Below are 18,837 nucleotides of genomic sequence, written 5' to 3'. Positions count from 1 at the left end.
AGTCAGTCATCCGGTTTCCAGGTCGCACGGTCTGAGACAGGAGATCGACAGCCCGTAAACGGATGCAAATGCTACGATTCAATTAATTCGAGAAGAGATAAAGCGACCCAATCGAAACCTCACTTCATAGGAACCAAGAGTGGCCATGAAGCGGATCCTGAGCGGTGCTATCACCCTGGCAATAATCGGTACGTTGACCGTTGGACTAGTCCAATGGAGAGCTGTGGCAAAGCAGAGTCAAGACGTTTCGTGCAGTGAAGCCAGGCACACCTTGAAAGGGGTGGAAATTCGAGCGCGTGCGCTGGCGGCCGGAATGACCGTGGAGGCCTACGCGAGCGCTGAAGAAGAGGAAGTGGCGAAACTGATCCGCGCGCTTGAAGGTGCGACTAGCGCGGAGGATATTGATTCGGTCATGGCGAGTCACTCTGCCGCCATAGAAGCGGAGGATGCCGCTGTTGAGGCAGAGGTGGACACTCGCGGCGATCAAGCATTCCTTGAACAACGATTGAAGAAGCAGCGCATCCCCGTCGATGTCAAACAGCAGCTCGAACGTGCCGCAAAGGCCGTCAGTCTCACTTGTAGCTAGCGCTGCGCTGACCAGCCCTCCCCTCAAAAAAGCTGCAAAAGGACAGTGTCGAGACGCTCGGCCGGACAGCCAAGACCCATCTCCCGCCCACCCATTCACACCCCCCATCCCTCCCTCACAGCTTTGCGAATCCCCTCCAGCAACATTGCAAACGCCGGATTGTCATTATTATCGCGCCAGATCAAATGCAGCTCACTCTGTACGCCCTCCCCCAGATCGATATCCCGAAACACCACGTTTTTGAACACCACACTGGTGGCGCAGCGAGGGACCAGAGCCAGGCCCATTCCAGCGTTGACCAGCGCCAGAATCGTCAGTGACGAACCGAGCCATTGCACGTACTCGGGAGCGACCCGGGCTGAACGCAGCATACCGGTCAGTAGTTCGTTGAACGGCGGATAGGCGGCGTGGGAGTACATCAGGAACGGTTGCGCTTCGAGGTCTTTGACGGACACGGTTTCGGTACTGGCCAGCGGGTGGCGACTGGGGATAGCCAATACAAATGGTTCGCGCACCAGGCACTCAGTGGCGTAGCCCGGTTCCAGCAAGGGCGCGCGGACGATGCCCAGATCGATCCGCCGGGCGCGAAGGGCTTCGTGCTGTTGGTAGGTGTTCATCTCCGACAGATCGATTTTGACATGGGGCTGTTTGAGCCTCGCTTCAGCAATGACCTTGGGCAGAAACTCGTACACCGCGCTGCCAACGAAACTGATGTTGACCGAGCCGATGTCGCCTTCGGCAAATCGCCGGGCAGTGACGGCGGCTTGCTGGGCGCGCTCCAGCAGGTTCTGCGCTTCGATGAAGAACGCCCGCCCGGCAGCAGTGAGGGTCACGCTGCGGGTGGTGCGGGTGAACAGCTCGACACCCAGGTGGTGCTCCAACAGTTGGATTTGTCGGCTGAGAGGCGGTTGCGTCATGTTCAGGCGTTCGGCGGCGCGACGAAAGTTGAGTTCGGTGGCCACCGTGGTGAAGCAGCGCAGTTGAGTCAGTTCGAACATTGATCTAATCCGGGTATCAATCGAATGCCAGTTTAGATTAGACGGGATCAATTGCCACCTCCATGATCGGCTCGTCCTAAAAATCAACAAGCCTTTCAAAGGGAGCAGCCTCTTGAAAATCAAACGAGTCACCGTTACCCCCATCGCTTTCCGTGATCCGCCACTGCTCAATGCCAGTGGTATCCACGAACCGTTCGCGCTGCGCTCGATCATCGAGATCGAGAGCGACAATGGCTACATTGGCCTGGGTGAGAGTTACGGCGACGCTCCGGCGCTGGCGATCCAGCAGCAATTGCAAACCAAGCTGATCGGCCTCGACCCGTTCAATCTCAATCAGCTGCGCGCCATCGTGCAGGCCACCGTGGCGTCGAACAAACCGGCAAACATCGCCGGCGCAGAACTGGCGCCCGGCTCTCACGCCAGCAAAGCGGTGAGCAATGCGTATTCGGCGTTCGAAGTGGCGTTCCTGGATTTACAGGCACACTCGCTGAACGTGCCGTTGGTGGATTTGCTGGGCGGTGCGATTCGTGACGAGATTCCGTTCAGCGCCTATCTGTTCTTCAAGTACGCCCAGCATATCGATTCGCCATACAAACCCGACAGCTGGGGTGAAGCGCTGAACGAAAAGCAGATCGTCGCCCAGGCTCGGCGCATGATCGAGACCTATGGTTTCAAGAGCATCAAGCTCAAGGCTGGCGCGCTGGAGCCGGAGCATGAGGTGGCGTGCATCAAGGCGCTGAAAAAGGCCTTCCCGGGTTACCCGCTACGGATCGATCCGAACGCTAACTGGTCCATGGAAACCTCGATTCGCATGGCCGAACTGCTGGGCGACGACCTGCAATATTATGAAGACCCGACGCCGGGCCTTGAGGGGATGTCCGAACTGCACAAACGCACGGGTCTGCCTTTGGCGACCAATATGGTGGTCACTGATTTCGATGAGTTTCGCCGCAGTGTGGCCTTGAACAGCGTGCAGATTGTCCTCGCTGATCACCACTATTGGGGCGGTCTGCGCGACACTCAGGCGCTGGCGAAAATGTGCCAGACCTTTGGTGTAGGCGTGTCCATGCATTCCAACTCGCATTTGGGTATCAGCCTGATGGCCATGGCCCATGTCGCCGCCTCGGTGCCCAATCTCGATTACGCCTGCGACACCCATTACCCTTGGCAGGAGCCGGATGAAGAGGTGATCAAGGGCGGCAAGCTGCCCATCGTCGATGGTTGCGTGAAAATTACCCGAGCGCCCGGATTGGGCCTGGAGCTGGATCACGATCAATTGGGCAAGCTGCATGACCAATACCTGACGTGCGGCATTCGCCAGCGCGATGATGTGAAGCAGATGCAGCGTTACAAGCCTGAATGGAAAACCATCAAACCGCGCTTTTGAGGGTGTCCGGTGCCTGGCGGTCAGGACCAGGCACTGGTTTTTCAGCGCCGATAAAAAATATGAGGATGCCAACTACTTACGCGAGCTTTATGGCGCCGCCCTGAATATTGTCGCGCGCCATTCGCAAGTCATTGGCGTCCTGGTTGAGCTGGTGAATCATGTTGAGCAACCGTTGACGAAGCACTTCGTCCTTGAGCTGCTCTGCTGCGCGCATCACATCGAGTGCCGCTACCTCATTATTCGATGCGACGGAGTCAAGCAGTTTGCGCATGCTTCTTGATGGCCTATTCATCTCCACCCCCTTAGGTTTCGGTGAAGCGAATCATAGGTCTGGAATGTTTCGTCATTGTTTCAGCGGCACGAACTTCAGGCGCAACCGGAGGGGCCGCCATCTGTGAACTAAGCAGCCCGTTCCAGGGCATCGAGCAAACCGACAAATTCCAGCGAAAGCTTATGACGAGGAGCCAAATGAATGAGGGGGACTGACACCTCGTGAGATTCGCGCATCTTGACGGAGCTGCTCAGGTATACCGGCAGCACAGGCAAACCTTCTGCCAGCAACTCATCCACAAGACTTTGGTGCAAGCCAGTGTGTCCAGTGAACTGGTTAACCACCACGCCTTCCACTGTCAGTGATTCATTGTGATCACAACGTAGATCTTCTACCTGCGCGATGACGTGATACAGCGCCTGACGAGAAAAACTGTCGCAGTCGAACGGAATCAGCAACCTGTCTGCCGCCACCAGCGCGCTGAAGGTGTAGAAATTCAGTGACGGAGGTGTATCGATGTAGATGCGCTCATAGTCCTCGGAAAGCTCGACCAGTAACTTGCGCAGCTTATTGATCTTGAACTTGCTCTCCAGTTTTGACTGGAGCTCTGACAGTTCAGGGCTGGCAGCCACCAGATGGAGGTTGTCGTAACGGGTCTCGGTGATATGCACGCGACTCTTTCTGCCTTCGAAGCCGCCAGACAATGTCTGTTTGAAAAAATCGGCGATGCCCGCTGGAATGCGCTCGTTGATCAAGCCAGTGAGGTAGTGAGTCGAATTTGCCTGGGGGTCGAGATCTACCAGCAGTGTTCGGTAGCCTTCGGCAGCGCTCACAGCGGCAAGGTTGCAGGCAATGCTGGATTTTCCAACGCCACCTTTCTGATTGAATACGACACGACGCATGGGGCTTGCTCATCCGTGAAAAAGGCCAGAGGCCATCTTAGGTGAAGTGTAAGAACTCGTGTCAATTCTATGACCGTAACATGACAGTTTTACGACAGAGATCAGCCAAAGCTGCGAACTAGAGCGTTTTGACAACCAATGCGTTGCCATGCGCGCCTCAGCGCAGGACCTTGTTTGCCAGTCCACCTCGCGAAGGCGCGAGTAATGCCTGATTCAAGCGCATGAAGTCGGTCCTGACTATGTGGATGACACTTTTGAAGCAAACCGCCGTGGTGCCTGCCCCGATAATCGAAAGCTTACTAACGAACTATCGAGGTCCAGCATGACGAGCGCAACGACAGAACAAGTCAGCCCAGGAACGCTCCGAAAAGTGATTGTGGCCGCCGGCATCGGTAACTTCGTCGAGTGGTTCGATTTTGCCGTCTATGGCTTTTTGGCCACGACCATCGCCCAGCAATTTTTCCCAAGTGGCGATGCCAGTGTCGCCCTGCTGAAAACCTTTGCGGTATTCGCCGTGGCGTTTGCGTTTCGGCCCCTTGGCGGGATTTTCTTCGGCATGCTGGGCGACAGGATCGGCCGCAAGCGAACCCTTGCGATGACAATTCTGCTGATGGCCGGTGCGACGACCTTGATCGGTCTGCTACCCACTTATGCCACGATCGGGGTCTTGGCGCCGATTCTGCTTTCCCTGATCCGTTGCGCCCAGGGCTTTTCCGCCGGGGGAGAATACGCAGGTGCCTGTGCCTATTTGATGGAGCATGCGCCGCACGATAAACGCGCCTGGTATGGCAGCTTCATTCCGGTGTCGACATTTTCCGCCTTCGCTGCGGCAGCCGTGGTGGCTTACGCGCTTGAGGCGTCATTATCGGCCGAAGCGATGGGTAGCTGGGGCTGGCGTTTGCCGTTCCTGATTGCCGCGCCGCTGGGCCTGGTAGGTCTTTACTTGCGCTGGAAGCTCGATGAGACACCGGCGTTCCAGGCGGTGACTCAAGAACATGCAGTGGCCCATTCCCCGCTTAAGGAAACCTTGCGCAACCATGGTGCCGCAATCTGCTGCCTCGGCGCTTTTGTGTCGCTCACCGCGCTATCGTTTTATATGTTCACCACCTACTTCGCTACTTACCTGCAAGTCGCGGGGGGCCTGAGCCGCGCCACTGCGTTGCTGGTGTCACTGACTGCCTTGCTGTTCGCTGCGGCGATCTGCCCACTGGCGGGGCTGTATTCGGATTGGGTCGGGCGTCGAAAAACGGTGATGACCGCTTGCGCCCTGTTGATTGTGGCCGTGTATCCATCGTTCCTGATGGCCAGCTCCGGCTCGTTCGCCGCCTCCATCGCCGGGGTTATGCTCCTGGCGATTGGCGCGGTGTTGTGCGGTGTGGTTACGGCGGCCTTGCTCTCGGAAACGTTCCCGACCCGTACCCGATACACCGCATCGGCTATCACCTACAACATGGCGTATACCCTTTTCGGCGGCACCGCACCGCTGGTGGCGACGTGGCTGATCAGTACCACCGGCAGCAACTTGTCGCCGGCGTTCTATCTCATCGCGGTGGCTTTACTCGCGCTGGCGGGTGGACTGGCATTGCCGGAGACTTCAAGGATCTCCCTGCATGACATTCCGTCGCAGGGAAAAGGCGCGGGCGTGAGCGCTGCGGCCTGAAACACGAAACGAGCCGAGACGGTGGGTCGACCTATTCTTGCCGACGATCCACCGCACGGCTATGCCGAAGTGCCCGCGTCGTAAGCGGTGCCAACGGCTTCAACAGCGGCCGAACCACCCGGATCGGCTTATTCGCTGGTGGAGGAAGTGGTGGTGCGGTTTCGTACTGAGTCGTGAGTCGGACGAGGACAAGCGCCCTTGTTGCAGGCGCATTTACCCCATTGGCTTCGCACTAGCGACGATAGTAGCGGTGGTCGTCCTCGTAACGGTGCCGCATGGCCCTATCATTGTGACGATCCCAGTCACGATGGCGCTCGGCTTCACGGCGAGCTTGCTCTCTACGCCATTGATCTCTGCGCCAGTTGTCTCGGCGCCAATCGTCCCTGCGATCGTGCCAGCGGTCGTCATGCCAATATCGGTCGTCATGGGCGAGCAGCGGCCCTGACTGGATGCCGCCCTTACTGGCCAAGGTCGGCCATGGGTTTGCGGGAACCTCGACAGGAGCCTTAACGGTTGCGACTTCAGTTACGAAAACAGGGGTTGAGGTCTTCATCTGTGTTGCTGATGCCGAGCCCACTGCCGCGAACGCGAACAGGCCGAACAGCACCATCCGTGGATCATGGAATTTCATGAGCGAAGACAACCTCTGATTGACAATTTGACGTGTGGCCATCCGACTGCGTTTACCGAGTGGATGTGCCTATCCACATAGACCGATAAATAGGAAAAAGTTCTAGGACGCCGTTGTTTAAATAGCCAACGGGCTCTGTGTTCGGACCGACAGCTGTTTGCCAGTCTGACGTGGGCGACTTTGCTGAGTTCGGCATGTCCGCTCGCTGACACCGAGTCGCCGAGGGGCCTGCCGGAAAGCATTACGGTCAGAATGTGGCGATATGTTATGTTATATCGATTGCTGATCTGTCGATGTAATGACAGCTATATCCACCCCTGCCTGCGGCTTTCGATGACGAACTTTACTCATATCGCCCCCACCCCGAGCGCAAATAAACGCCTGCTATCCATAGACGCCCTTCGGGGATTAGTGATCATTTTCATGCTACTGGATCACGTGCGCGAAACGTTCCTGCTGCACCGCCAGGTTGTCGACCCGATGGCCATCGACACCACCGAACCCGCAGTATTTTTCAGCCGGACGCTCGCCCATTTATGTGCGCCAGTGTTCGTACTGCTGACTGGATTGTCCGCCTGTTTGTACGGCGAAAAGCACCAAGGCAAAAGCGATGTGGCGGCCTTCCTGTTCAAGCGAGGTCTATTCCTGGTACTGCTGGAGTTCACCTTGGTGAATTTTGCCTGGACATTTCAGTTCCCGCCCAGTGTGATTTACATGCAGGTCATCTGGGCCATTGGCGTCAGCATGATTTCCCTCGCCATACTGGTCTGGCTACCTCGGCCAATCCTGTTTGTTCTGAGCCTGGGCATCATCGCCGGGCACAACCTGCTCGATTCACTGCACTTTCCGGTTGATTCAGCGATGCACGTGCCCTGGGCCATTCTGCATGATCGCGGCTGGATCGAATTCTCAGACGGCTTGCGCCTTCGCAGCTCTTATCCTGTGCTGCCATGGATCGGCGTGATTGCCCTGGGTTTCTGCATCGGCACCTGGTTCTCCCCCTCTGCGTCCGTCACCACGCGTCAGCGATATCTGTTCCTGGCAGGGGCCGGCGCGTTAGTCAGTTTCGTCGCGCTGCGTCTGGTTAATGGTTATGGCGAGGCTCATTGGGTGGCCTATGGCAGCACAACACAAACCCTCATGAGTTTCTTCAACATTACCAAATACCCGCCTTCCCTATTGTTCCTCTCACTGACGTTAGGGGTAGGCCTGTTGCTGCTTCTTGGCTTTGAACGGGCTCAGCAACGCAAGTGGATCAGCACGTTGGCGGTATTTGGTGCGGCGCCGATGTTCTTCTACTTGCTCCATCTATACGTACTGAAAGTGCTGTATCTGGTGAGCATGGCGCTGTTCGGTTTGAATCAAGGCAATTACTTCGGTTTCGACAGCGTTTGGGCTGTGTGGCTGACGGCGGTACTCTTGGCTTGGGCGCTATATTTACCCGTGCGCTGGTTCGCCACATTGAAGGCGCGTCGTCGCGATATCGGCTGGCTCAAATATTTCTGATACATCCCCACTCAGAAAAGATATAACGCTGTTGCTGTATCGATTATAAAAAAAGGAAGCTGGATACCATTCCAGACTTCCCTTTTTTATTCTTGTTATCTATGAACTTTCGCACACACCATCAGTATTAGCAGAAACCGCCACTACTTCTGCATTGACAAGAACTTCTGTCATGATGCTGGAGGCGTGCCCTCGGCGTTGGCTACAACTGCTTCTATTTGAATTAAAGCACTTTTAGGCAACTCTGATACACCCACTGTCCTTCGTGCAGGAACACCACCGGGAAAGAAGGTCGTGTACACCTCATCCACAACACCAATGTCCTCGATATTCTTAAGAAAAATATTGACCTTAACCACATCATCCAAAACGTGGTCGATACTTTCGACAATGGCCTTGATGTTTTTCAAGCACTGTCCAGCCTGCTCTTTTACACCGCCCGCTACCACCTCCCCCGTCTTTGAATCTAAAGGCAATTGGGCCGAGATATGGTTGTAATGAGAAAAAGCGACAGTGTGTGTAGATAGAAAGCCTGTTGGCGCATTTTCCGTATTGTTCGCTTTTATGATGAGTCCATGCCTGTCTTCGACAGCTTGCGGCGGCGTGCCATCTCCGTGCGACACAACGGCTTCGATTTGTACCAAAGCATCCATCGGTAGAGCCGACACTGAAATGACTGTCCGTGCAGGAATATAGGCTGCGGCCCGGGCTATCGCCGAGTCCGGAAAAAATGTTGTATAAACTTCGTTTACAGCTTCAATATCCGATAGGTTTTTTAGAAAGATATTTATTTTGACGATATCGTCAAAAGGAACGTCGATGCTTTCCAGAATTGCCTTGATATTTCTCAAGCACTGTTTGGCTTGCTCTTTTGCACCACCCGCTACCAATTTTCCAGTTACTGGATCGATAGGTAATTGCGCGGAAAGGTTGTTGTAATGAGAAAAAGCTACGGCTTGCGCAGACAGAGGGCTAACGGGTGCGTTTTCCGTGTTTTTTACCACTTTTACAAGATCGCCTGCCTGCGGTGCATTCGGGATTGTGCCCTCGCCATTTGAAACCAACGCTTCAATTTGCACCAAAGCACCCATAGGCAAAGCGGCAACGGCGACTGTCGTTAATGTAGGGACATAGTCAGGAAAGAAAGCTGTATACACTTCACTCACAGCTTCAACGTCTGAGATGTTTTTAAGAAATACAGTAACCCTGACCACATCATTCATAACATGGTCGATGCTTTCAACAATGGCCTTGATATTTTTGAAGCACTGCCCAGCCTGCTCCTGCACCCCGCCAGTTACCAATTTGCCAGTTTCTGGATCAATCGGTAATTGAGCTGAAAGATTATTATAATGAGAGAACGCTACAGTTTGTGAATACGGGCCTATGCTTTTTGGAGCACTTTCTGTATTTCTTGCCAATACTGCGTTATAGCCACTCATAATAACACTCCCTTCTTTTACTGCGATTTCGCTGGTTGCGTGGCAAACACGTATTCCACTTCGCTATCGACAGTTGCCACCGTTTATCCGGGCGACGGACATCAAGTCCACGCAGGGGTTGGATAGTAAGTGCCCGGGGTACTTCATGGAGCAGGTGCTAGTGTAGTGGTCTCTGCGTACTACGCCATTGCACAATCGCTCCCGATCAGCTTTTCTCGCGAGTTGAACTCAGTGAATCCTGGTCTGAAAACGCCGACTTCTATCCGTTTTTCAGCGGCTTAAGCGAATGAGCGGCTGGAAGCTGCGGTGGCGACATCTCTATGCCCCAGTCGCCAGGCACGCACCAATCCTCTCCAAACAGTTCGGCCGGATGCATCGTACGTTCAGAGCCGTTGCCGCAAGCCAACGACTTGGCCGGACAATATCGGTCGCACCCCCAGCAGATCCGTTCGGGGTGTTTGGGGTTGACGGGGAAGTTCTTGGCCATGCCGGTCTCCGATGAGTGAGAGGCGTTTTTCCACCCTACAGCTTATGCGCAGCGCCCTCCTTGATCGATATCAACAAGCGGCTGCCCTCCCCCCATCGCGATCCACGGACTAAGCTTCTAACCGCAGAACAGCCTTGGAGACCACGTACATGCTCAATAAAAATCCTTTCCCGAACACTGAGACACCAAACCATCCACCGTTGTCGACATGGGACGATCAAGCCGCAGCCACATCGATCGATGAAGATGCGTTTACTGCCCCGCCCGCGCTGACCAACGCCGAACTGGTTCACTTGCGTGTCCGGGTCATTGCCCTGGAAAACCTGGTCATCGCGCTGCTGGCCGAAGGCTCGGAACGTCAGCTCGCCATTGCCCGGGAAATGGCCGATTACATTACTCCCCGACCCGGTTTTACCCAGCACCCCTTGACCGTCCACGCGGCTGCACAGATGAACCACAGCGTCGAGCGAGCCCAACGATTTCGCCAGGAATAGGAACCACAGCTGTGTCCGGGGTTGGAAGTCGGGGCGGTGATTGACGGTTGCCCGGAACGCAAGGGGTGCTGATGGCTCCATGCGGCAATAATCCAGGCGGCCGTTCATCGCGAGTCTGTTGCGCAGTTGCTGCAACAAAACGTCGTTTGCCGGCGCCGCTACCGCCATGGCTCAGCTGCGACTATATTAAGTCTGATATTTAAATGTCATCCGCGCCAAAAGCTTTGCTATTGGAGGAACAATACGGTGACCACTTGATCCTAAAGTCCTGTTCAGTAAATGATCCGGGTGACATCAACATGAAAACGGTCACGGCCCTTTTCACCTGCCTTCTCGTCAGCGTATGCGTGGCGACAATTCCTTGTGCCAATGCTGCCAAGAAATCCAAGCCTTCACGAACCTACAAGACCAGCTTCGACTGCGCCAGCGCCAAGGCACGCGTAGAAAATCTCATCTGCCACGACCCGCAACTGGCGCAGATGGATATTGAACTGATGCGTCTCTATCGCCTGGCGCTCACGGATGAACGTTCCGTACCCCCTCCCGAAAAAGTCATGATCGACCAGCAGTTCTGGATCGATGCCCGCAACCAGTGTGGCACCGCGCCGGAGCCCAAGGCCTGCACGGTCCGAAGTTATGCCGAGCGTGCGCACCAGCTACGCCAAGGCTCGGCCATTGTGAGAACCAAGGATCCCGACAGACTGACCGATGGCCCCCTGACGTTACGTTGTAGCGGACTCAACGGGCCGATTGCCGCCACTTTCTTTAACACGCAACCAGGTGTCGTTTACCTGAAATGGGCAAACGCCTCGATTACCTTGAACCAGATGCCCAGTGATTTGGAAACCCGCTACATCGGCAAGGATTACAAAGGGAACTACAGCTTCCGACAAAGCGTAAACGGGGTGTTTTTCCAGAAACCAGGCGCTGGGGAGATGAGCTGTACGGTCGAGCCGATCGGCTGAGGGCTCTGGGACGCCTGCAACAGGCGTCCTCACATTGTCGACACCTTGTGCGATCAATCAAATTTACAGCCCTTTCAACCGCCATTAACGGCGCCACACTTTGGGTGACACTCAAAATGTGTCGACAATCCTGTTGATTGCCCTCCAATAAATCATTATATTTCGGCTCGATCACGAAATAGTGTCGACAATGAGTGTCATTGGCGAACATCTCCGATGGGGACAGACACCGATCTGTGCCTTCCGGCTTCGAGACAGAACACCTTTTGTAGGAACAGTTGATCCGGTGGTTTTGGGTGGTCACCCTCGATTGCCGAACGACTGTTCCTACCTTTATTCAGTGAACCAATACCGGGTTGCTTTGCACCTTCTTCGTTCACTCAACAACACGCGGTATGACAGGAGAAGCCCAGTGCTCGAGACCTACGTACAACAATTACAAGCACGTGCCGAGCAAGGGCTTCCACCCTTGGCGCTTAATGCCGAACAAACGGCTGGCCTGGTCGAGCTGCTGAAAAATCCTCCGGTTGGAGAAGAAGCGCTCCTCGTTGACCTGATCACCCATCGCGTTCCGCCAGGTGTGGACGAAGCGGCCTATGTAAAGGCCGGCTTCCTCTCCGCCATCGCCAAAGGCGAAGCCGATTCCCCTCTGATCGACAAGAAGCGCGCAGTTGAACTGCTCGGCACCATGCAGGGCGGCTACAACATCGTCACGCTGGTCAACCTGCTGGACGACGCTGAACTGGCCCCGGTCGCGGCCGAAGAACTCAAGCACACCCTGCTGATGTTCGACGCTTTCCACGACGTCGCTGAACGCGCCTGGAACGCTAACGTTCACGCCAAAGGCGTGCTGCAATCCTGGGCTGACGGCGAGTGGTTCAAAAACCGCCCTGTGCTGGCCGACAAGATCAGCCTGCGCGTGTTCAAGGTCACCGGCGAAACCAACACCGACGACCTGTCCCCTGCCCCGGACGCCTGGTCCCGCCCGGACATCCCGCTGCACGCCCTGGCCATGCTGAAAATGGCTCGCGACGGCATCGTGCCGGACGAACAAGGCGTCACCGGCCCGATGAAGCAGATCGAAGAAATGCGCGGCCAAGGCTTCCCGATCGCTTACGTCGGTGACGTGGTCGGTACCGGTTCGTCGCGTAAATCCGCCACCAACTCGGTGCTGTGGTTCTTCGGCGATGACGTGCCTTATGTGCCGAACAAGCGCGCTGGCGGTTTCTGCTTCGGCAACAAGATTGCTCCGATCTTCTACAACACCATGGAAGATGCCGGCGCCCTGCCAATCGAATTCGACGTGTCCAATATGCACATGGGCGACGTGATCGACCTGTACCCGCATGCTGGCAAAGTCTGCAAGCACGGTACCGATGAAGTCATCACCACCTTCGAAATGAAGACCCCGGTGTTGTTGGACGAAGTCCGTGCCGGCGGTCGTATTCCGCTGATCATTGGCCGTGGCCTGACCGAGAAGGCGCGTGCCGAGTTGGGTCTGCCGCCGTCGACTCTGTTCAACAAGCCTGAAGCGCCGGCTGAAAGCACCAAGGGTTTCACCCTGGCACAGAAAATGGTCGGCAAGGCGTGTGGCGTGACGGGCGTTCGTCCGGGCACTTACTGCGAACCGAAAATGACCACCGTGGGTTCTCAGGACACCACCGGTCCGATGACCCGTGACGAACTGAAAGACCTGGCGTGCCTGGGTTTCTCGACCGATCTGGTGATGCAGTCCTTCTGCCACACCGCGGCTTACCCCAAGCCAGTGGACGTGACGACTCACCACACGCTGCCGGATTTCATGCGCAACCGGGGCGGCGTTTCGCTCAAGCCGGGTGACGGCATCATCCACAGCTGGCTGAACCGCATGCTGCTGCCGGACACCGTCGGTACCGGTGGTGACTCGCACACCCGTTTCCCGATCGGCATTTCGTTCCCGGCCGGTTCCGGTTTGATCGCCTTCGCGGCCGCCACCGGCGTCATGCCGCTGGACATGCCTGAATCGGTGCTGGTGCGTTTCAAAGGAAAAATGCAACCGGGCATCACTCTGCGTGACCTGGTCCATTCGATTCCTTACTACGCCATCAAGGCCGGTCTGCTGACGGTAGAAAAGAAAGGCAAGATCAACGCCTTTTCCGGCCGCATTCTGGAAATCGAAGGCCTGGACAACCTGACCGTCGAACAGGCTTTCGAGCTGTCCGACGCCTCGGCTGAACGTTCGGCTGCCGGCTGTACCATCAAACTCCCGGAAAAGGCCATTGCCGAGTACCTGACCTCCAACATCACCCTGCTGCGCTGGATGATCGGCGAAGGCTACGGCGATGCGCGCACCCTGGAACGTCGTGCTCAAGCGATGGAAGCCTGGCTGGCCAACCCTGAGTTGCTGGTTGCCGATGCTGACGCCGAATACGCTGAAATCATCGAGATTGACCTGGCAGAAATCACCCAACCGATTCTCTGCGCACCGAACGACCCGGACGACGCTCGTCTGCTGTCGACCGCTGAAGGTCAGAAAATCGACGAGGTGTTCATCGGTTCGTGCATGACCAACATCGGTCACTTCCGCGCTGCCGGCAAGTTGCTGGAGCAGGTCGACGGCCAGCTGCCAACCCGTCTGTGGCTGTCGCCGCCGACCAAGATGGACGCTCACCAACTGACCGAAGAAGGCTACTACGGCATCTACAACAAGGCCGGCGCGCGCATGGAAATGCCGGGCTGCTCGCTGTGCATGGGTAACCAGGCACGTGTAGAACCGAACTCGACCGTGGTGTCGACGTCGACCCGTAACTTCCCGAACCGTCTGGGTGACGGCGCGAACGTCTACCTGGCCTCGGCCGAGCTGGCGTCCGTGGCTTCCATCCTGGGTCGCCTGCCGACCGTCGAGGAGTACATGGAATACGCGGGCAAGATCGACAGCATGGCGGCCGATGTCTACCGCTACCTGTCCTTCGACCAGATCGCCGAGTTCCGTGAAGTGGCTGCGAACGCCAACATTCCGGTCGTTCAAGCCTAACGCTACAACGCAATGAAAAACGCCGCCCATCGTGAGATGGAGCGGCGTTTTTTTATGCCCTGAAGAAGACCGCGTTATCGTTCATCGCGGGCACGTGCTGCCGCTCGTCAGCGAGTCAGCACCTTTGCCTCATCCTGATTTTCCAACGTTTTATAACCCACTCAGGAAGACTCAGATGATGAACAAAACAATAACCTCACTCTCGTTCGCAAGCCTGCTGGCGATGGCCTCATTTTTCGCATTGGCAGCTGAAACGACGTCCCCACCTACCACTATCCCCGGCGTTAACCAGGCCCAAGCCGCCGAATCCAACGAAGAGAAAGCCAACAAAAAGGGCGAGGAAGCAGCGGGTTCAAACTCCGGCGCCGATGCGCAATCCCTGGAAAAAGAGGCGGCATCTTCGAGCGACTCGAAAGACCTGGAAAAAACCAAGTGAAGGCAGTCAACAGAGGTAAGAGACATGAACGACGATGACGATGTCAAAGACACCCAAGCACCCACAGACGACCTGACCACTGATACCGAGGCCGTTGACGAAACCCTCACGCCCTCTTCGCCCCGTGCCAAGGAGCAGGCCACAGAGGAGCTCGACGAGAAAATAGCGGAGATAGAACGCCACGTGGCGGATGGCAACTAACCCCCCTGTTCTGCGGTGTTTAACCTTCGGCGCCGGACGCCGGACCCACAAAGTCCTGGGCGCCGCAGCACAGCAAGATGTCAGACACGCGCATCATTGGCAGCGGGTCGGTTGCTTTGCGTTCTTGAATCCATTTTCGACTGCGCCTGACATCGAGTTGCAAATTCAACAACATCATCAGGTTCATTAGCTCTTGCGATACACGTCCGTTGCCGCATTCAGGGCAATTGAATTCCTGCCAAACGCCCGCGCAGACTGTTCGAGCAAAAGGGTTTTCACAAATCACACACAACATGCTCAAGCTCCACTCAATGAAAGGTAATGAGCCCTGAGTGTTGAGAGGCGTTCAGCGTGGCCGACAAACGGTCATGTCCGCAGGATCGCCACGTTCATCGAGCCATTTCGCGAGCGTCAAGGCATTGCCCAGCGCCGCACCGCTGGCAGTGTTGTCAAACATGCACCACGTCGATTCGCCAGCAGCGTTGGCTGTCTGCAGCTGGATCGCCAGAGCTTGCAGCGCCGGCACTTCATAGTCGCTGGAGTAGATTCGGGGCGACCCATGCAATCGCCAGTACCTGAGCCCCGGCCAGCCTCCCGGCAAATTGTCATGACTGATGCGTGACGGATCGACCGCTGCCCGGGCAATCCGGTGCTGCATCAATAACGGCTCGGCATCGAGCCAGGAGTCGTGCCGGGGCTCCAGCACCACAGGCCCGTCATAGTGAAATCTGAGTGCAAAGAAAAAGGCTTCGGCAACTGAATAATCAAAGGCCAATGAGGGAGGCAGCTGCACCAGCAAGCAGCCCAATCGATCGCGCAAGCCTGAACACTGCCCGACAAATTCATCCAGTGCCGGGCCGCAATCCCCCAAGCGCCGTTCGTGGGTGATGTGCTTGGGCACTTTTACACAGAAGCGAAAGCCGTCCGGCACTGAGTCAGCCCAACGCGCGTAGGTTTGCCTGCGATGTGGACGATAAAACGAGCTATTGATCTCGACGCCGTTCAATTGCGATGCATAGCGCTGCAAGTGCGTGCCCTCAACTGAAAACCGTGACACAAAATCGCGCCCTAGGCTCCAGCCTGCGCAGCCGATGAAAATCGGCGGGCTGTTCAATACGCGCTGGCTCATTCGATCACTCTCCACGCCAAGGAAAATCGTCCAGGGCTGTCCCATCCAGAGTTGAAATGCACGGGGCTGCGGAGTTCGAATTCTTTTTCGCCCCGTGCCTTTTGATCAATCCAATGGAACCTAAGGATTCAGCCTGTTCTCTATCGCAGAACCAGCAGCAGGAGGACTTCACCATGATTGACCCAGCAACCGGTATGAGGCCGGGCGAGCGCTACAACGTCGAAAGCCTTGAACGCACGCCGCATTTCCCCGGCTTCTTTCTCGATGGAAAGTATTACCTGGGGCCCGAGTTGCAAACGGCGGTGGGCTGGCTCGAAGGCCAACAATTTCTGTATGACCTACTCGATCCGACCGGTGAGCCGGTGTACCCCGGCCGGGTCGTCGGCACCATTGAAGACCTGACGTTGACCTTGGGCGATGGCGCGCGCCTGGCATTGAACACCGTGCCGTATGAAGCGCAGCAATATCTGCCCACCCAAATGACGGATGACATTCTGGGCGATGCCGGGGCCGAAAGGTTGCCGATTCGACCCTCTGCGTTGCTGGTAGTCGGTGCCGCGCTGTTGGTCAGCGGCTGTCTGCTTGCGTTCAATCGTCTGGGACACCGACGGTCTGCCCGTTAGATCTTCGGGGAATCGTCGAGATCGTCGGTTCCCCCGATTACAGATACCAGCGGTATTCCCGAGCGCTGATTTCCTGCATGAACGCCAGATGATCCTGACGTTTGTTCTCGCAATAAACATCCACGAATTCCGCCCCCAGCCCCTCACGCAGGTGCGGCTGATGCTGCATGGCGCGCACGGCTTCAAGCATTTCCAATGGGAAATCGACGCCACTGTTGCGGTCTTCGTTCAACGGCGGGATGGGTTCTTTGCCCGCATCCAGCCCATGTTCCAGGCCGACCAGAATCGCCGCCAACACCAGATAGGGATTGGCATCGGCGCCGGCCAGGCGATGTTCGATGCGCAAGTTCTTCGAATCCGACTCTGGAATGCGCAGGCACGCATCACGATCTTCAAAGCCCCAGCTCGCTCGCGTGGCGATGTTTGTGGTGCCGCCCAGACGGCGGTAAGCGTTCTGGTTCGGTGCGAAAACCGGCATGCAATGTGGCAGTAATTCCAGGCAGCCAGCCACCGCGTGCCGCAAAGGCTGCTGCTGGTTGGCCGCCAGGAGGTTGTTGCCGTCCGCGTCGTAAAGACTGACATGCACGTGCATGCCGCTGCCCGGGTGCTGCAAGTAAGGTTTGGCCATGAAACTGGCACGATAACCATGCTTGAGCGCCACGCCACGGCTGCTGCGACAGAACAGCGCCGCCCAGTCGGCTGCACGCAAGCCATCGTCAAGGTGCCCGAAATTGATTTCGAACTGACCCGGCCCAAGTTCGGCGGTAATCACCGTGCTGTCGATGCCTTGAGCCCGCGAGGTCTCGACCATGTCGTCGAGTACCGGTGCAAAGCGTGAGAGGCGCTCGATGTGCATGTTGGGTTGGTCATCGGCATCGTCCGTCAGCTCGTCGCGGGGAAACTGCGGCAGCCCGTCGCGCAGCTTTTTATCAAACAGGTAAAACTCCAGCTCGAACGCCACAACGGGATGAATGCCTTTGCCGGCAAGCCTGTCCAGGACCTGCGCGAGGACCTGGCGCGGTTCAAACACGATGGGGTTCTCAGTGCCGTCCGACGTGATCAGCATTTGCCCCAGCGGTTGGCCTTCCCAGCTCACCGGTTTCAGGGTTCCCGGCACCAGACGACGCAGTGCATCCGGATCGCCATCGTTAAAGCAGTAATCACCAATCTTGAACAAACCGCCCTGCACGCCCAGCAGCACGCAGTTCTGCGGCAGTTTCAGCGCGCTGCCGGCCGCGACCTTTTCCAGCATGTCCACGGGGTAACGCTTGCCGTAGAAATGCCCCGGAATATCCAGGGAAATCAGGTCGATATAACGCACTTCGGGATAGCGTTGGCGAAAGGCCCGAACCTCAGCCAGCAGATCAGAGCAGGTAGCATCCATCATTGTTGGTCCTTTTCTTTTCATCAGGTGTAAACCCAAAGCACCCGCGTGAGGTGCCCGGTGAGGTTGCCATAGCGGCAACGGGTATGGCTGTCGAACTGAAAACTGTCGCCAGCCACCAAGGTAACGGGGTCTTCGTCTTCGCCCAGCCACAGCGTCAGCTCGCCTTCGAGCACGTAGCCGCCCTGCTCCGAGCTGTCACTCATGTGCCGGTCGCCGCTGCTGGCGCCAGCGTCGAGATGACTTTCGAGCATGGAAAAGGATGCGCGTATTTTTGGCGAAACCAGAATGTCGGTAATACCGTTGGCGAAGTACAACGTACGGCGTTCATCCGGGCGCGTGACCCACGGCAATTCCTTGGGTTTTGGCAGGCTGTAGAAGTAAGTCGTCGGTACGTCCAGGGTTTCACTGATTGCCGTCAGGTCTGCCACGGTGGGCCGTGACAGACCGCGTTCGACCTGCGAGAGAAAGCCGACGGATCGGCCGATTTTGTCGGCCAGTTCCTTCAAGGTGTATTTCTTGTGCTTGCGCAAATCGTGAATCAGGATCGCCAGCGCGGCGATTTCTTCTTGCTTGTTCATGCGTGCAATGCCGGATGATGTGTGGACTGCAGGAACATACGGGCTCTCATGAAATTATGTTTTTATAATTTCATGAAAAACTACAGCATTAATTTCACAAGAGCAACTGGCGGCGGATAAGCGCCAGTACACCTGACAGGT

20 protein-coding genes are annotated in these 18,837 nt (G+C 56.4%); 10 read left to right on the top strand and 10 right to left on the bottom strand.

Annotation, left to right across the window (positions count from 1 at the left end; all coding sequences use genetic code 11):
• Nucleotides 1-145 precede the first annotated feature (145 nt).
• Nucleotides 146-586: a hypothetical protein gene (locus J2Y56_RS21285; protein WP_007943044.1), complete on the top strand. Its 441-nt coding sequence runs from the start codon at nucleotides 146-148 to the stop codon at nucleotides 584-586.
• A 95-nt stretch (nucleotides 587-681) separates the two neighbouring features.
• Here J2Y56_RS21285 and J2Y56_RS21280 read toward each other — a convergent pair whose 3' ends face one another.
• The gene (locus J2Y56_RS21280) at nucleotides 682-1,584 is read right to left on the bottom strand and encodes a LysR substrate-binding domain-containing protein (protein WP_007943043.1); all 903 of its coding nucleotides are present in this window, start codon (nucleotides 1,582-1,584) and stop codon (nucleotides 682-684) included.
• Nucleotides 1,585-1,696: 112 nt separating this feature from the next.
• Between J2Y56_RS21280 and J2Y56_RS21275 the strand changes: the two genes are divergently transcribed.
• Nucleotides 1,697-2,971, top strand: a complete 1,275-nt coding sequence (locus tag J2Y56_RS21275; protein WP_007943041.1) for a glucarate dehydratase family protein — start codon at nucleotides 1,697-1,699, stop codon at nucleotides 2,969-2,971.
• A gap of 76 nt (nucleotides 2,972-3,047) precedes the next feature.
• Here the strand turns inward: J2Y56_RS21275 and J2Y56_RS21270 are convergent, their stop codons facing one another.
• Nucleotides 3,048-3,263: a hypothetical protein gene (locus tag J2Y56_RS21270; protein WP_007943040.1), complete on the bottom strand. Its 216-nt coding sequence runs from the start codon at nucleotides 3,261-3,263 to the stop codon at nucleotides 3,048-3,050.
• A gap of 107 nt (nucleotides 3,264-3,370) precedes the next feature.
• Complete coding sequence (locus J2Y56_RS21265; RefSeq protein ID WP_310352503.1) at nucleotides 3,371-4,144, bottom strand: ParA family protein; 774 nt, start codon at nucleotides 4,142-4,144, stop codon at nucleotides 3,371-3,373.
• Nucleotides 4,145-4,466: 322 nt separating this feature from the next.
• On the opposite strand from J2Y56_RS21265, the gene J2Y56_RS21260 reads away from it, so the two are divergent.
• Nucleotides 4,467-5,804: an MFS transporter gene (locus J2Y56_RS21260; RefSeq protein WP_310352500.1), complete on the top strand. Its 1,338-nt coding sequence runs from the start codon at nucleotides 4,467-4,469 to the stop codon at nucleotides 5,802-5,804.
• Between the two features lie 232 nt (nucleotides 5,805-6,036).
• On the opposite strand, the gene J2Y56_RS21255 is transcribed toward J2Y56_RS21260, so the two are convergent.
• The gene (locus J2Y56_RS21255; RefSeq protein ID WP_310352497.1) at nucleotides 6,037-6,435 is read right to left on the bottom strand and encodes a hypothetical protein; all 399 of its coding nucleotides are present in this window, start codon (nucleotides 6,433-6,435) and stop codon (nucleotides 6,037-6,039) included.
• A 333-nt stretch (nucleotides 6,436-6,768) separates the two neighbouring features.
• Here J2Y56_RS21255 and J2Y56_RS21250 point away from each other — a divergent pair, with 333 nt between their 5' ends.
• Nucleotides 6,769-7,941, top strand: a complete 1,173-nt coding sequence (locus J2Y56_RS21250) for a DUF1624 domain-containing protein (protein ID WP_310352542.1) — start codon at nucleotides 6,769-6,771, stop codon at nucleotides 7,939-7,941.
• A gap of 170 nt (nucleotides 7,942-8,111) precedes the next feature.
• On the opposite strand, the gene J2Y56_RS21245 is transcribed toward J2Y56_RS21250, so the two are convergent.
• Nucleotides 8,112-9,383, bottom strand: coding sequence for a Rid family detoxifying hydrolase (locus J2Y56_RS21245; RefSeq protein ID WP_310352495.1), 1,272 nt, complete (start codon nucleotides 9,381-9,383; stop codon nucleotides 8,112-8,114).
• Nucleotides 9,384-9,642: 259 nt separating this feature from the next.
• Nucleotides 9,643-9,870, bottom strand: a complete 228-nt coding sequence (locus J2Y56_RS21240; protein WP_007943032.1) for a DUF3079 domain-containing protein — start codon at nucleotides 9,868-9,870, stop codon at nucleotides 9,643-9,645.
• Between the two features lie 149 nt (nucleotides 9,871-10,019).
• On the opposite strand from J2Y56_RS21240, the gene J2Y56_RS21235 reads away from it, so the two are divergent.
• The 5 genes from J2Y56_RS21235 to J2Y56_RS21215 all read left to right on the top strand — a co-directional run bounded on the left by J2Y56_RS21235 (nucleotide 10,020) and on the right by J2Y56_RS21215 (nucleotide 14,979).
• Entirely contained in the window at nucleotides 10,020-10,364 is a 345-nt protein-coding gene (locus J2Y56_RS21235) for a hypothetical protein (RefSeq protein ID WP_007943030.1), read from the top strand.
• A 299-nt stretch (nucleotides 10,365-10,663) separates the two neighbouring features.
• Nucleotides 10,664-11,329, top strand: coding sequence for a hypothetical protein (locus J2Y56_RS21230; RefSeq protein WP_310352489.1), 666 nt, complete (start codon nucleotides 10,664-10,666; stop codon nucleotides 11,327-11,329).
• 412 nt (nucleotides 11,330-11,741) lie between these two features.
• Nucleotides 11,742-14,342: a bifunctional aconitate hydratase 2/2-methylisocitrate dehydratase gene (acnB, locus tag J2Y56_RS21225; protein ID WP_310352488.1), complete on the top strand. Its 2,601-nt coding sequence runs from the start codon at nucleotides 11,742-11,744 to the stop codon at nucleotides 14,340-14,342.
• Between the two features lie 178 nt (nucleotides 14,343-14,520).
• On the top strand, nucleotides 14,521-14,778 hold the full coding sequence (locus J2Y56_RS21220; protein ID WP_310334678.1) for a hypothetical protein: 258 nt from the start codon (nucleotides 14,521-14,523) through the stop codon (nucleotides 14,776-14,778).
• Nucleotides 14,779-14,802: 24 nt separating this feature from the next.
• Complete coding sequence (locus tag J2Y56_RS21215) at nucleotides 14,803-14,979, top strand: hypothetical protein (protein ID WP_007943824.1); 177 nt, start codon at nucleotides 14,803-14,805, stop codon at nucleotides 14,977-14,979.
• Nucleotides 14,980-14,998: 19 nt separating this feature from the next.
• On the opposite strand, the gene J2Y56_RS21210 is transcribed toward J2Y56_RS21215, so the two are convergent.
• Nucleotides 14,999-15,274 (bottom strand): hypothetical protein, encoded by a 276-nt coding sequence (locus J2Y56_RS21210; protein ID WP_310352485.1) that lies wholly within the window; start codon nucleotides 15,272-15,274, stop codon nucleotides 14,999-15,001.
• 51 nt (nucleotides 15,275-15,325) lie between these two features.
• Complete coding sequence (locus J2Y56_RS21205; RefSeq protein WP_310334600.1) at nucleotides 15,326-16,108, bottom strand: DUF72 domain-containing protein; 783 nt, start codon at nucleotides 16,106-16,108, stop codon at nucleotides 15,326-15,328.
• Nucleotides 16,109-16,281: 173 nt separating this feature from the next.
• Between J2Y56_RS21205 and J2Y56_RS21200 the strand changes: the two genes are divergently transcribed.
• Entirely contained in the window at nucleotides 16,282-16,731 is a 450-nt protein-coding gene (locus tag J2Y56_RS21200; RefSeq protein WP_310352483.1) for a short chain dehydrogenase, read from the top strand.
• 37 nt (nucleotides 16,732-16,768) lie between these two features.
• On the opposite strand, the gene J2Y56_RS21195 is transcribed toward J2Y56_RS21200, so the two are convergent.
• The gene (locus J2Y56_RS21195) at nucleotides 16,769-18,115 is read right to left on the bottom strand and encodes a glutamine synthetase family protein (RefSeq protein WP_310352539.1); all 1,347 of its coding nucleotides are present in this window, start codon (nucleotides 18,113-18,115) and stop codon (nucleotides 16,769-16,771) included.
• Nucleotides 18,116-18,138: 23 nt separating this feature from the next.
• On the bottom strand, nucleotides 18,139-18,696 hold the full coding sequence (locus J2Y56_RS21190) for a helix-turn-helix domain-containing protein (protein WP_007943819.1): 558 nt from the start codon (nucleotides 18,694-18,696) through the stop codon (nucleotides 18,139-18,141).
• Nucleotides 18,697-18,837: the final 141 nt, after the last annotated feature.

It is taken from the genome of Pseudomonas sp. BE134, from assembly GCF_031456105.1.
Taxonomy (GTDB): Bacteria; Pseudomonadota; Gammaproteobacteria; order Pseudomonadales; family Pseudomonadaceae; genus Aquipseudomonas.
The sequence above is the reverse complement of the archived record's forward strand: the minus strand, read 5'-3'. Positions and strand labels throughout refer to the sequence as shown.

Coding starts and splice junctions, on each gene's coding strand:
- J2Y56_RS21255 (WP_310352497.1), bottom strand. CDS start 6,435: ATGAAATTCCATGATCCACGGATGGTGCTGTTCGGCCTGTTCGCGTTC.
- J2Y56_RS21270 (WP_007943040.1), bottom strand. CDS start 3,263: ATGAATAGGCCATCAAGAAGCATGCGCAAACTGCTTGACTCCGTCGCA.
- J2Y56_RS21260 (WP_310352500.1), top strand. CDS start 4,467: ATGACGAGCGCAACGACAGAACAAGTCAGCCCAGGAACGCTCCGAAAA.
- J2Y56_RS21245 (WP_310352495.1), bottom strand. CDS start 9,383: ATGAGTGGCTATAACGCAGTATTGGCAAGAAATACAGAAAGTGCTCCA.
- J2Y56_RS21285 (WP_007943044.1), top strand. CDS start 146: ATGAAGCGGATCCTGAGCGGTGCTATCACCCTGGCAATAATCGGTACG.
- J2Y56_RS21220 (WP_310334678.1), top strand. CDS start 14,521: ATGAACAAAACAATAACCTCACTCTCGTTCGCAAGCCTGCTGGCGATG.
- J2Y56_RS21205 (WP_310334600.1), bottom strand. CDS start 16,108: ATGAGCCAGCGCGTATTGAACAGCCCGCCGATTTTCATCGGCTGCGCA.
- J2Y56_RS21215 (WP_007943824.1), top strand. CDS start 14,803: ATGAACGACGATGACGATGTCAAAGACACCCAAGCACCCACAGACGAC.
- J2Y56_RS21240 (WP_007943032.1), bottom strand. CDS start 9,870: ATGGCCAAGAACTTCCCCGTCAACCCCAAACACCCCGAACGGATCTGC.
- J2Y56_RS21250 (WP_310352542.1), top strand. CDS start 6,769: ATGACGAACTTTACTCATATCGCCCCCACCCCGAGCGCAAATAAACGC.
- J2Y56_RS21210 (WP_310352485.1), bottom strand. CDS start 15,274: ATGTTGTGTGTGATTTGTGAAAACCCTTTTGCTCGAACAGTCTGCGCG.
- J2Y56_RS21280 (WP_007943043.1), bottom strand. CDS start 1,584: ATGTTCGAACTGACTCAACTGCGCTGCTTCACCACGGTGGCCACCGAA.
- J2Y56_RS21195 (WP_310352539.1), bottom strand. CDS start 18,115: ATGGATGCTACCTGCTCTGATCTGCTGGCTGAGGTTCGGGCCTTTCGC.
- J2Y56_RS21235 (WP_007943030.1), top strand. CDS start 10,020: ATGCTCAATAAAAATCCTTTCCCGAACACTGAGACACCAAACCATCCA.
- J2Y56_RS21190 (WP_007943819.1), bottom strand. CDS start 18,696: ATGAACAAGCAAGAAGAAATCGCCGCGCTGGCGATCCTGATTCACGAT.
- J2Y56_RS21230 (WP_310352489.1), top strand. CDS start 10,664: ATGAAAACGGTCACGGCCCTTTTCACCTGCCTTCTCGTCAGCGTATGC.
- J2Y56_RS21200 (WP_310352483.1), top strand. CDS start 16,282: ATGATTGACCCAGCAACCGGTATGAGGCCGGGCGAGCGCTACAACGTC.
- J2Y56_RS21265 (WP_310352503.1), bottom strand. CDS start 4,144: ATGCGTCGTGTCGTATTCAATCAGAAAGGTGGCGTTGGAAAATCCAGC.